The organism is Clostridium sp. AF20-7, from assembly GCF_003479275.1.
In the GTDB taxonomy this organism is placed as follows: domain Bacteria; phylum Bacillota; class Clostridia; order Lachnospirales; family Lachnospiraceae; genus Otoolea; species Otoolea fessa.
In genome coordinates this window covers 398-12,607 of record NZ_QUGF01000004.1, presented here as the reverse complement: position 1 = coordinate 12,607, position 12,210 = coordinate 398, and the positions used below count along the sequence as shown (strand labels likewise).

The window sequence follows — 12,210 nt, the reverse complement described above, 5'->3', positions numbered from 1 at the left end:
ATGAGGTTTTAACAGATGGTACGAGCAATTATGCATGGCTGCAACGGCGCCATGGGACAGGTTATTTCCGGAATCGCAGCGAAGGACGAGGAGATCTCTATCGTTGCGGGTATTGATATGAGAACCGAGCAGAAAAATGATTATCCGGTTTTTGCGTCTCTGAACGAATGTAAGGTAGAAGCGGATGTTGTGATTGATTTTTCCAATGCAGCAGCTGTCGATGAACTTCTCGACTGGTGTGCAGAGAAGAAAATGCCGGTTGTTCTGTGTACGACAGGACTTTCCGAGGTACAGCTGGCAAAGGTAGAAGAGACGGCAGAGAAGACAGCTGTTCTTCGCTCTGCAAATATGTCTCTTGGTATCAATATGCTCTTAAAGCTTCTGAAAGAAGCAGCGCAGATTCTGGCTCCGGCTGGATTTGATATTGAGATTCTGGAGAAACACCACAATCAGAAGGTGGATGCACCAAGCGGAACTGCCATTGCCTTGGCTGATTCTATCAATGAGGCGATGGGAAATACCTACCATTATAAATATGATCGTTCAGCAACCCGTGAAAAACGGGATCCGAAGGAGATTGGTATCCAGGCCATCCGCGGCGGCACCATCGTTGGAGAGCATGATGTGATCTTCGCCGGTCAGGATGAGGTGATCACCTTTAATCATACCGCATATTCCAAGGCAATTTTTGCCAAGGGTGCCGTACAGGCGGCGAAGTTCCTGGCGGGAAAACCGGCAGGACGTTATGATATGGCAGATGTGATTGGTTAAGAACAGGCATATAATTGAATTTGGAGAGGCACCTGCAGGGAGGTATGCAGATGTCAGATAATAGTAAATTTCAGCAAAAGAAGGTGCGGCGCTACCTGAAAGGTGTACGTTTCCGGATGAGGCGGAGACAGCGTTTCTTCCTTTACGGACTGGCGGCAGCGGTCTTTTTCTATCTGGCCAGTGTCTATGAACTTCGGGAGAAGATCTGGTCCATCAGAGAGTGTGAGGAGATCGAATACCGGCTGCCGGAGGGGGATTCAGAGGCCGCCACAAGGATCCGCATTAACCTGAAAACCTGGCAGCTGGAGATGATTCATGAAGAAAATAGAGCGGAGTAATGATGCCTTTTTCTTGACAGGTTATCTGAAAAAAGAGTATAATCAACAAAAAGATTAGACATATCAGATGTGAGATGACTCCCACCTCTTTAGGTGGCGAGGCATTCAGAACATGCAGCTGAAAGGAGATGTGCATATGAAGGAATATGAGAAACCGGAAGCAGAGGTTGTCATCTTTGAGACGGTGGATGTGGTAGCTACATCAACATCGCCAACCGCTTATCCTTGGGAAACTTGAGGCTTTTAGTATTCGTAGTAGTAAAAGAGGTATATATCGCTGGATATATACCCTTTTTTCGTATGAGCGGGTCAAGGTATGTGTGAACAGGCCGATTTTGCCGATTTGGAATGAGAATTAGGAGGGAGAAGTTTATGAAGGTAAAGTCAGGATTTAAGCTGATGAAAGTGGGAGTCCAGAATCTGGTTGTGGCAGTGGATGAGAGGGCGGAGGAGTTCAACGGAATGGTCCGCCTCAACTCCACCGGAGCATTTCTCTGGGAGAAGATAGAAAAGGGAAGTGAGAAGGAGGAGCTGGTATCTGCCCTTCTTGCACAATATGGAATTGATGAGGAGACGGCGAGAAAGGATCTGGATGATTTTCTGGGAACATTGACAGAAAACGGAATTCTGGAGTGAAAAACAGATGAATATATTGATGGCATTTAATTCGGAATACTGTAAGCCTGCGATGGTAACCATCTACTCTCTGCTCTGCAATCATGACTGCGAGGTAGTCTTCTATATTATTTATTCTCGACTGACCGAAGCGGAAAAAGACAGGATTTCAGAAATAACCATGGCAGAAGGCCGCGGCCGGTGCGTGTTTCTGCTAGTGGCTGAAAGCACCTATGCGGATCTGCCGACACTGGAATGGATCTCTCCGGAGACATATTACCGGCTGCTGGCTCAGAAACTTCTGCCCGAAAGTGTGGACCGGATTCTATGGCTGGATGCCGATGTGGTAATCTGCGGAGATATCACAGAGTTTTATCATCAGGACCTGGAGGGGAATCTTCTGGCTGCCTGTTCTGTCATGGATGAGGAGAGTTACCATGCATCCTTAAATCAATTGACGCTGCCTCCGGATGCCAGATATTTCAATGCTGGTGTCCTTCTGTATGATTTAGAAGCCCAGAGAAAGAAACTGGATCCGGATATATACCCGGTATCTGCAGGTCTTTGGAAAGCGTCTGATCTATGGGGATCAGGATGTGTTGAATGCGGTATTTTACCGCTGCGTTAAATTTGAGGATCCGAAATACTATAATTGCACGACCTATGCGTTGGATAAACTAACTTCCGGGGAAAGAAGAAAGGTCTTAAAGGATTGCCGTATCCTTCATTACAACGGGAGTTCCAAACCCTGGAACCCCGGATATTGTCTCGTTTCTTCGGATATATTCCGCAGGTACGCATCTGTATTTCCGGAGTTTTCCTATCTGGAGGATCCGGAATGGGAGAAACAGGAGAAGAGGGCCAGACAGCGCAGGCTTTCCTATAAAAGAAAGCACAAGGAAAGCGAGAAAGAGAGGCTACGGTACTCGTTTGTGATTCAGATTGCCGGAGTGAAAATCCGGGTTGTCCATCGGTACCAGAAGGTACTGATGCACTGCAGAAAGTATCTGGTGCCTTCCGGAGAATCGGAGCTTGAGGTGACCATAACCAGAGAGGATCTGGCCTATGAGAGAAAACAATATGAGGCGGTCTGTGCGGCAGAAAAACGGGAGAACGGATCGGTCAGTGACGAAGAACTGGAAATATCTGCGTTAAACCGCAAGATCGCAGAGGCGCTTCTTGATTTCCATATACTTCTCATTCACGGTGCAGCGGTGGAAGTGGAGGGGCAGGCTTATCTGTTTTGCGCCAAAAGCGGAACAGGAAAGACAACCCACATCGGATTTTGGAAAGAACTTCTGGGGGAGGCTCTTACCGTGATAAACGGAGATAAGCCGTTTCTGAAGATAGAAGAGGCGGTGACGGTATATGGTTCCCCCTGGTGCGGAAAAGAAGGACAGAATACAAATACTTCCTGCCCCCTTGCGGGGATCTGCCTGTTAGAGCGGGGGACGAAGAATGAGATACGCAGGCTGTCACCGGAGGAAGTATTTCCCCGCATGATGTCTCATGCGTACCGGTTCCGGGATAGGGGAAAAGCAGAGCAGATGATGAACCTTCTGAGCAAACTGGCTGAGATGGTGCCGTTTTATGGATTAAAAGCCTTGCCGGATGTAGAGGCGGCCCGGCTTTCTTATGAAGCTATGAGGACAGAATGATGCGATCAGCGATTCAGGAAGAACTGGATAAAAATGGAATCACAGTCTGCACCACCAGAGGCGACAGCATGGAGCCGCTTCTGGCAAATCGAAGGGATATTGTGACGATCCAGAAGATAGAGCCGGGGCAGCGGCTGAAAAAATATGACGTTCCCCTGTATCGGCGGGATGGAGGGGAGAACTATGTGCTTCATCGGATTCTGAAGGTGCGGGAGCAGGACTACGTGATCTGCGGCGACAACCGGTGGCGGCTGGAATACGGGATCAGGGACAGACATCTGGTGGGAGTTATGACGGGTATTGTGCGAAAGGGAAAGGAAGTTCCCCTGGATGGATGGAGGTACCGTCTGTATGTCCGGCTCTGGTGCGGACTTTTTCCGCTGCGTGCCTTCATTCTGTTTTTACGGGATGTTTTCGGAAGGATCATGAGGAGAACGAAAAGATGATAACAGAAGAACAGAAATTGTATTTGAAGAGCCTTCGGGGAGCCGTTCTTCGCCTTCCGGCCTCTTATTTCGACGAGATAAACCCGGGGGAGGAGGCGGTGAGCCGGATGTTTCGTACGGCCTATGCCCAGTCTCAGGCAGAACTCATCTATACCTGGTTTCTGGAAGAGAAGATAGTGCTGCCGGAGAAACTGAAGGGACAGCTGCAGCTGTCATACGATCATGCCCTGCACCGGGAACTTCTTATGAATACAGAGCGGGCAAGGATTTTTGATTTTATGGATGAACAGGGGATCTGGCACTGTCCGCTGAAGGGGATTCAGATTCAGCCCCTGTACCCGTCAGTGGGCACCCGATATGCATCGGATAATGATATTCTGGTGGATCCGGAGTACTGCCAGACGATCCGCAGATACATGGAAAAACGAGGATACAAGGCATCACCTTCATCTGGAAAACATGATAGTTACCTGAAAAATCCATCGTATCATTTTGAGATGCATTGGAGACTTATGGACGAGACGGAGGAAGAAGATGCAGCGGCTTCTTATTTGAACCGGATATTTCCGAAGCTTCATAGGGTGGAGAATAATAAATTTTTGTATGAGATGACACCGGAGGATTTTTACCTGCATTTTCTGGCTCACGCAGACCATCATTATCAGGGCAGCGGAACCGGTATCCGGTATATCACGGACACATACTTTTACCTGAAAGAATACGGAAAGGACATGGATTGGGAGAAGCTTGGAGAACTTCTGAAACAGCTGGGTCTCTCTGAATTTGAAGAGAGAATCCGGACTCTTTCGGATAAACTTTTTGCAGATGAGATTCCGGTATTTGATTTCTCCGAAGAAGAGGAGAAATTTTTATCCTATATGTTCCGGTCCGGTTCTCATGGAAGTGAGCAGATAAGTGCTGAGAACAGCATCCGTAAGTTTAACTATCGGGCACATACGGGAATCGGGCGAAAGGCAGAATATATCGCCCGGAGAGTGGTTCCGGATCGATGGTGGTGGAAAACAAATTATCCATTTTTGTATAAATACAAGATAGGGATCCCCTTTTTTGTAGTTTTCCGCCTTGTGAGAGGTACATTCTGCTCCGCTTTTGCAAGAGAGGAACTCAGACAGCTGCTTTCCCGGGGAAAGGAGCCAGATGAGAGAGATTTGTAAAAAAATTGCAGTTCTTTTAAAGCCGGATCAGAAAAAGCATCTGTTTCTTCTGTTTTTTGCCATGCTGCTGGGAGCTTTTTTAGAGACCCTTAGTGTGACTCTGGTGGTTCCGATGATCCAGGCGATCCTGGATCCGGATCTGGCAGAAAAAAAACGGTATGTAGGGGCCATGTGTACAAAATTGCCCATGGTCTGCAGGAATTCCTTTCTGGCGTTCTGCATCGGCGCCCTGATTCTGGTGTATATAATTAAAAATCTGTATATGTTCTGGGAACAGAAACTTTGCGCGGGATTTTCTTCTGATTGCAGCAGGCGGCTGAAAAACCGGATGACGGACTTTTATATGCATCGTTCCTATGAACATTTTCTGACAACCAATTCCAATGATATCTTCCAGCTGATTGTGAATGATACATCTGCAGTTGTCTCTATTATTCAGGCGATTTTGACGATTCTGACGGAAAGTGTCATCGCCATCTTTCTGGCAGCTGCTATCTTTCTTATCAATCCTTTCATGACGATCTGGGCCGTCTTTACCATGACGGTGGTGGTGGCAGTGATTCTGGCAGTGATACGTCCCCGAACCGGTGAAATTGGAAATCAGGAGATTCAACACAATATCCGTAGAAACAGCTGGCTCATACAGGGATTAAGAGGCATTAAGGAGATAAAAACACTTCGGACCGAAGATTATATCGTGAATCATATCGAACGGGAGGCGGAGGTGATCTGCCGCCTGGAATGCCGGAATGCCGTGTATGCTTCGATTCCGCGGATGTTTGTGGAAACCGTATGTATCTGTTCCATGCTTGGTTATCTGTATCTGCTGGTGATGTCGGGAGTGGAACTGGAACAGGTTCTGCCGGCAGTCAGTGCCTTTGCCATGGCAGCGGTCAAGCTGATGCCTGCGGCAGTCCGGATCTCGGCAGCCGTATCCCTGATTCACTATCGCAAAAAATCATTGGACCGGATTACAGGGGCATTAGAAGACGCTTCCGATGAGAGGTGCCATGTATATGGAAGCATTCCGTGCCGGACAGTGGAACACGAGATGACGGATATGCTTTATATGAAGGATCTCAGTTACCGTTATCCATCCGGCAGCAGGTGGATTCTGGAACATGCAAATGCAGCATTTCCTCTTGAACAAATCACCTGCATCATCGGGGAGTCCGGTGTGGGTAAAACAACACTGGCGGATCTTCTTCTGGGTCTTTTGACTCCGGAATCCGGAGAAATCTATGTAAATACAGCAGGAAAGAAGGAAGTGAAAGTCGGTTATATTCCACAGAATTCATTTATGCTGGACGATTCAATCAAGGGCAATATCGCCTTCGGTCTGGAAAATCAGAACATGGATGAGAAGAAGGTTATGGAATGTCTTCAGGCGGTTGGACTGGATTCCTTTATCAGAAGTCTTCCGGATGGACTGGATACGCAGATTGGGGAAGGCGGCATCCGGCTTTCCGGCGGCCAGAGACAGCGGCTTGGGATTGCCAGGGCGATTTACCGGGATTGTGATTTCTTTATTCTGGATGAGCCGACCGCCGCACTGGATAAAGATACGGAATTTATCGTGCTGGATACCATCAGGGAGATGGCAAAGAAAAGAACATTTCTGATTATTGCTCACAACATGTATACTATAGAAGCTTGCGATGTAGTGTATGAGGTGGCGGGTGGAACGCTTGTGCCTGTAAAGGAGAAAAAATGGTAAAAGTTTCGGTTATTATACCTGCTTATAATGCGGAAAGGTATGTGAAGGATGCACGAATTCGGGTGATTCATAAAAAGAATACTGGATATGGGAATACTATGCAGGAAAAGTGATTGATTTTGAAAAGTGCCTGTATTATAATTTGCAGGTAGGATATTGAGAAAATGTGTCGGTGACGCCTTCAAATGGCTGCGAAAGAGACTATTTTCCATACCCGGAAAAAAGAAAGCGAGGTAAATTAGCCATGTATGACAGATATGTAAGCCCTCTTTCTGAGCGCTATGCAAGTAAGGAGATGCAGTATATTTTCTCCCCGGACAAGAAGTTCCGCACCTGGAGAAGACTCTGGATTGCGCTGGCAGAGACGGAGAAGGAGCTTGGCCTTCCGATCACGCAGGAGCAGATCGATGAATTGAAAGCACATAAGGATGAAATCAATTTTGATGTTGCTAAAGAGCGTGAGAAACTGGTGCGCCACGATGTTATGTCCCATGTGTATGCGTACGGCGTACAGTGCCCGACAGCAAAAGGAATCATCCATCTGGGTGCAACTTCCTGCTACGTAGGAGACAACACCGATATCATCATTATGACAGAAGCCCTGAAGCTGGTACGTAAGAAACTGATCAGTGTTCTGGATGAGCTGGCTAAATTTGCTGATAAATATAAAGCACAGCCGACCCTGGCATTTACCCATTTCCAGCCGGCACAGCCGACCACCGTCGGCAAGCGTGCAACTCTGTGGATGATGGAGCTCAAGCAGGATCTGGATGATCTGGATTATGTGCTTGGATCCTTACGTCTCCTTGGCTCCAAGGGAACAACCGGTACACAGGCAAGCTTCCTGGAGCTCTTTGATGGGGATCATGCAAAGTGCCGCAAGGTAGATCAGATGATCGCGGAGAAGATGGGCTTTGATGGCTGCTATCCGGTATCCGGACAGACCTATTCCCGTAAGCAGGATACACGTGTATTAAATGTTCTTGCAGGTATTGCACAGAGTGCCCATAAATTCTCCAACGATATCCGTCTTCTTCAGCATCTGAAAGAAGTAGAAGAGCCTTTCGAGAAGAATCAGATCGGTTCCTCTGCTATGGCATATAAGAGAAATCCTATGAGAAGCGAGCGTATGGCTTCCCTGGCTAACTACGTGATGGCAGACGTGATGAACCCGATGCTGGTTGCATCTACCCAGTGGTTTGAGCGTACATTGGATGATTCTGCGAACAAGCGTCTGAGTGTTCCGGAAGGCTTCCTTGCAATTGATGGTATTCTGGATCTGTACCTGAATGTCGTTGACGGTCTGGTTGTATATCCGAAGGTTATCGAGAAACACATGATGGCAGAACTTCCGTTCATGGCAACCGAGAATATCATGATGGATGCAGTAAAGGCAGGCGGTGACCGTCAGGAACTGCATGAGAAGATCCGTACTCTGTCGATGGAAGCTGGAAAGAATGTGAAAGAGAAAGGTCTGGATAACAACCTTCTCGAGCTGATTGCAGCGGATCCGGCGTTCAATCTGTCCTTAGATGATCTGAAAGCAGCGATGAAACCGGAGCGCTACACCGGCCGTGCAAAAGAGCAGGTAGATGAGTTCTTGGCAGAGGTAATCCAGCCGATTCTGGATGCAAATAAAGAAGATCTGGGCGTAAAAGCAGAGATTAATGTCTAAACAGGATTTACATGGAAGTGTGAATCTGGAGTATTACCGGGTATTCTGCAGCGTGTGCGAATGCGGCGGCATCACGGCGGCCGCAGAGGCACTCTGCATTTCCCAGCCGGCGGTCAGCCAGGCGGTCCGACAACTGGAGACCGCGCTTGGCTGCCGCCTTTTTTTGCGGACATCCCGCGGCGTGAAGCTGACGAGCGAGGGAGAATTGCTTCTGTCGTATGTCAGACGGGGAATTGATGCGATACAGGACGGGGAGACGATGCTGCGGCGCATGAAGGACCTGGAAACGGGCGAGATCCGCATTGGCGCGAGCGATATGACACTCCAGTTTTATCTGCTTCCATATCTGGAACAATTTCATGAGCAGTATCCGAATATCAAGGTGACGGTTTCAAACGGTCCGACGCCCGAGACCCTTGAAGCACTCTATCAGGGACACATTGATTTCGGTATTGTCAGCACACCTTTTGAAACCAAGCAGGAGGTAAAGAGTCTTCCGGTTCAGGAGATCCGCAATGTGTTTATAGCCGGACCCAAATACGCAGCCCAGTTAAAGGGCAGAAAACTTTCATATAAAGAGCTGTTGAACTGCCCCTGCATCTTCCTGGAGCGCAATACCAGTACGCGCCGCTTTATGGATGAGTTTCTGACAAAGCGCGGGGTTCGGCTGGAACCGGAGTTTGAACTGGCCACCAGTGAGATGATTGTCCAGTTTGTTAAGCGGAATCTGGGAATCGGCTGTCTGATGTCGGATTTTGCATCGGAGGCTCTTGGAAATGGGGATGTTTTTGCGTTGGAATTTGACGAAGAGATGCCATCCCGTGAGTTTTGTCTGGTGGCAGCTGAGAAAGCCTGGATGTCCCCAGCGGCTGCGAAGCTTTTTAATCAGCTGGCGAAGGTAACCACATGAGAAAAATAGGAGCTGCACAGTAGTGGTTTTTCAAATCACATTGCCTGGCATATGTGTGAGCATCAATGATATAAGTGTTAATTATGTAGTTTATAAATAATATTGATTTTACTTATATAGAAAAGTTGTGTATGATTATACAGTAAGAAGGCATGATCGTTTTTCGAACATGCCAAAAAGTATTTATATTCTTCTGAGGGAGGAAAATTCATGGTACGAGCAATAGTAGGAGCTAACTGGGGAGACGAAGGCAAGGGTAAGATTACCGATATGCTTGCTAAGGAATCCGACATCATTATCCGTTTTCAGGGAGGAAGCAACGCAGGTCATACGATTATCAACAATTATGGCCGTTTCGCACTTCACCTTCTGCCGTCCGGTGTATTTTACGGACACACAACCAGCATCATTGGCAATGGTGTGGCATTAAACATTCCATTCCTGGTAAAAGAGCTGGAAAGTCTGGTATCTCAGGGTGTTCCGATGCCGCATATTCTGGTATCGGATCGCGCACAGATCCTGATGCCGTATCATGTTCTGTTTGATACGTATGAGGAAGAGCGTCTGGGCGGCAAGTCCTTCGGTTCCACCAAGTCCGGTATCGCGCCGTTCTACTCTGACAAATACGCGAAGATTGGTTTCCAGGTCAGCGAACTGTTCGAGGACGAGGCAGCTCTGAAAGATAAAGTACAGCGTGTCTGCGAGACAAAGAATGTCCTGTTAGAGCATCTGTACCACAAACCGCTGCTGAACCCGGATGAGGTTCTGGCAGAGCTGATGGAATACAAGAAGATGGTAGAGCCGTATGTATGCGATGTATCTGCATATCTGCATGACGCGATCAAAGAGGGCAAAAACATCCTTCTTGAGGGTCAGTTAGGTTCCCTGAAAGACCCGGATCACGGTATTTACCCGATGGTTACTTCTTCTTCGACTCTGGCAGCTTACGGCGCTATCGGCGCAGGCATTCCGCCGTACGAGATCAAAGAGATCACAACCGTTGTAAAGGCATACTCCAGTGCAGTCGGCGCAGGCGCATTTGTCAGCGAGATCTTTGGTGATGAGGCAGACGAACTTCGCCGCCGCGGTGGTGATAAGGGCGAGTTCGGCGCAACCACCGGACGTCCGAGACGTGTGGGCTGGTTCGACGCAGTAGCAAGCCGTTACGGCTGCCGTATTCAGGGTGCAACCGAAGTGGCTCTGACCGTTCTGGATGTTCTGGGATATCTGGACGAGATCCCGATCTGCGTTGGCTACGAGATCGACGGCGAAGTTGTCAAAGACTTCCCGGTAACCTACAAGCTGGAGAAAGCAAAACCGGTTCTGAAGACACTTCCGGGCTGGAAATGTGATATCCGCGGAATCAAGAAATACGAAGATCTCCCGGCAGAGTGCCGCAACTACATCGAGACGATCGAGGCAGAGCTTGGCGTACCGGTAACCATGGTATCCAATGGTCCGGGACGTGATGAGATCATTATGAGAAAGTAACTTTATAGAATCAATTTCAGCGGCGGTCCTGCATGATGAGTGCAGACCGCCGCTATTTTTGTGTAATAGGAAATTCCTTGGAATTCTCTATTACACAAAAAGGCACATTCTTTTTCAAGTTTATTCTGAAATCAGCCAGTCAATTAAATTTTTAGGACAATAAGCGGGAATCCTCGGCAATTTAATTACCGAGATGAAAGCGCAGGAGTGTGCATATCTGCACAATGCAAATAGTATAATAATTCTCATCCTTTGATAGTAATGCCGTAACCGGCATACAATAAAAACGAAAATATGTTCGAATAATAATTGCGTATTACACTTCAATATGATATACTATATGTATGAAAGGAAATCTGATACATTATAGAACTTGCGTGTGTAATATTAACTACCATATGGTATGGTCGGTGAAATACAGACGGAAGATATTAACCCCAGAAGTTGAGAAATACCTGCAGGAACTCGTGCAGCAGATAGCTGACGATAAAGGCTTTACCGTTCATTTATTTGAATGTGGTGAAGGTGATCATGTTCACTGTTTTGTATCAGCTCCACCAAAGCTGTCAATAACAGCCATTATCAAGTATCTGAAGGGGATCACAGGCAGGAAATTATTCGAACGTTTTCCGGAAATAAGAAACCAGTTGTGGAAGGGAGAACTGTGGAACCATTCCTATTATGTGGAAACGATCGGATCCGTATCTGAGGAAAATATTCGCCGTTATATTGAACATCAGAGCAAGTCGTATTAATTCAATGTGAATTGTAAATATTCATATGCATGGCTGTCTGAAGGGGGGAAGGGGAATGCTGCTGTCTCACAGAACATCGGTTAATATCCGGCCGGAATATTCTAATATTATAGGGCATATGTGTTACGCTGCTTCCAAGCTCTGGAATGTCTGCAACTATGAACGTCGTCGATATAAAGAATTGGGGCTGGAGAAGTATCCTGACTGGTATTATCAGAAGAAAGCGCATAAAGGAGATCTGTGGTATAGGCAGCTTCCGTCCCAGACAGCGCAGGAGACCTGCAAGCAGCTGGATAAAGCCTGGAAATCATTTTATGTTCTTAAAAAGACCGGTGGGATCAAAGAGCCAAATCCACCGCGATTTAAACAGGACAATATACCGATCACTTATATGCAGATGGGAATCCGGCACGAGAAAGGTTCCGACCAATTGCGGCTGTCTCTGTCAAAGGATCTGAAAAGCTATATGGAAGAAGCTTATGGGATTCATGAAAAATTTCTATATCTTGAAAATAAGATTTTCAGGAACATGGATCACATAAAACAGCTGCGGATCTATCCACCGGAAGATGGAAAATGTGACCTTATTGTTATCTATGAGGTCAAGGAGCCAGAACCGCTTCCTCAGAATGGTCATTATTTATCAATTGATCTTGGAC

14 protein-coding genes are annotated in these 12,210 nt (G+C 47.2%); all 14 read left to right on the top strand.

Annotated features, from left to right (window positions below; all coding sequences use genetic code 11):
* Positions 1–15: 15 nt before the first annotated feature.
* Positions 16–771 (top strand): 4-hydroxy-tetrahydrodipicolinate reductase, encoded by a 756-nt coding sequence (gene dapB, locus DWX68_RS04575; protein WP_118628732.1) that lies wholly within the window; start codon positions 16–18, stop codon positions 769–771.
* Between the two features lie 50 nt (positions 772–821).
* A complete protein-coding gene (locus tag DWX68_RS04570) occupies positions 822–1,109 on the top strand; it encodes a hypothetical protein (protein WP_118628731.1) in 288 nt (95 codons plus the stop codon).
* A gap of 112 nt (positions 1,110–1,221) precedes the next feature.
* The gene (locus tag DWX68_RS15015; protein WP_279220403.1) at positions 1,222–1,347 is read left to right on the top strand and encodes a hypothetical protein; all 126 of its coding nucleotides are present in this window, start codon (positions 1,222–1,224) and stop codon (positions 1,345–1,347) included.
* A gap of 134 nt (positions 1,348–1,481) precedes the next feature.
* A complete protein-coding gene (locus tag DWX68_RS04565; protein ID WP_182432136.1) occupies positions 1,482–1,745 on the top strand; it encodes a PqqD family protein in 264 nt (87 codons plus the stop codon).
* Positions 1,746–1,752: 7 nt separating this feature from the next.
* Complete coding sequence (locus DWX68_RS04560; RefSeq protein ID WP_118628729.1) at positions 1,753–2,352, top strand: glycosyltransferase family 8 protein; 600 nt, start codon at positions 1,753–1,755, stop codon at positions 2,350–2,352.
* Between the two features lie 304 nt (positions 2,353–2,656).
* On the top strand, positions 2,657–3,382 hold the full coding sequence (locus tag DWX68_RS14860; RefSeq protein WP_243027548.1) for a hypothetical protein: 726 nt from the start codon (positions 2,657–2,659) through the stop codon (positions 3,380–3,382).
* The gene (locus tag DWX68_RS04550; protein ID WP_118628727.1) at positions 3,379–3,828 is read left to right on the top strand and encodes a S24/S26 family peptidase; all 450 of its coding nucleotides are present in this window, start codon (positions 3,379–3,381) and stop codon (positions 3,826–3,828) included. The genes DWX68_RS14860 and DWX68_RS04550 overlap by 4 nt, the downstream gene beginning before the upstream one ends.
* Positions 3,825–5,003: a nucleotidyltransferase family protein gene (locus DWX68_RS04545; RefSeq protein WP_182432135.1), complete on the top strand. Its 1,179-nt coding sequence runs from the start codon at positions 3,825–3,827 to the stop codon at positions 5,001–5,003. The genes DWX68_RS04550 and DWX68_RS04545 overlap by 4 nt, the downstream gene beginning before the upstream one ends.
* Entirely contained in the window at positions 4,987–6,720 is a 1,734-nt protein-coding gene (locus DWX68_RS04540; RefSeq protein ID WP_118628725.1) for an ABC transporter ATP-binding protein, read from the top strand. The genes DWX68_RS04545 and DWX68_RS04540 overlap by 17 nt, the downstream gene beginning before the upstream one ends.
* A gap of 244 nt (positions 6,721–6,964) precedes the next feature.
* A complete protein-coding gene (gene purB / locus DWX68_RS04535; RefSeq protein WP_107001528.1) occupies positions 6,965–8,395 on the top strand; it encodes an adenylosuccinate lyase in 1,431 nt (476 codons plus the stop codon).
* Positions 8,388–9,305 (top strand): LysR family transcriptional regulator, encoded by a 918-nt coding sequence (locus tag DWX68_RS04530; RefSeq protein WP_118628724.1) that lies wholly within the window; start codon positions 8,388–8,390, stop codon positions 9,303–9,305. Before purB ends, DWX68_RS04530 begins: the two co-directional genes overlap by 8 nt.
* A gap of 210 nt (positions 9,306–9,515) precedes the next feature.
* Positions 9,516–10,796 carry an adenylosuccinate synthase gene (locus DWX68_RS04525; RefSeq protein WP_107001526.1) on the top strand — a complete coding sequence of 427 codons (1,281 nt, stop codon included), beginning with the start codon at positions 9,516–9,518 and terminating at the stop codon, positions 10,794–10,796.
* A gap of 344 nt (positions 10,797–11,140) precedes the next feature.
* The gene (gene tnpA, locus DWX68_RS04520) at positions 11,141–11,551 is read left to right on the top strand and encodes an IS200/IS605 family transposase (RefSeq protein ID WP_118628723.1); all 411 of its coding nucleotides are present in this window, start codon (positions 11,141–11,143) and stop codon (positions 11,549–11,551) included.
* Between the two features lie 55 nt (positions 11,552–11,606).
* On the top strand, positions 11,607–12,210 hold a 604-nt coding region (locus DWX68_RS14855; protein ID WP_279220402.1), incomplete at its 3' end, for a transposase.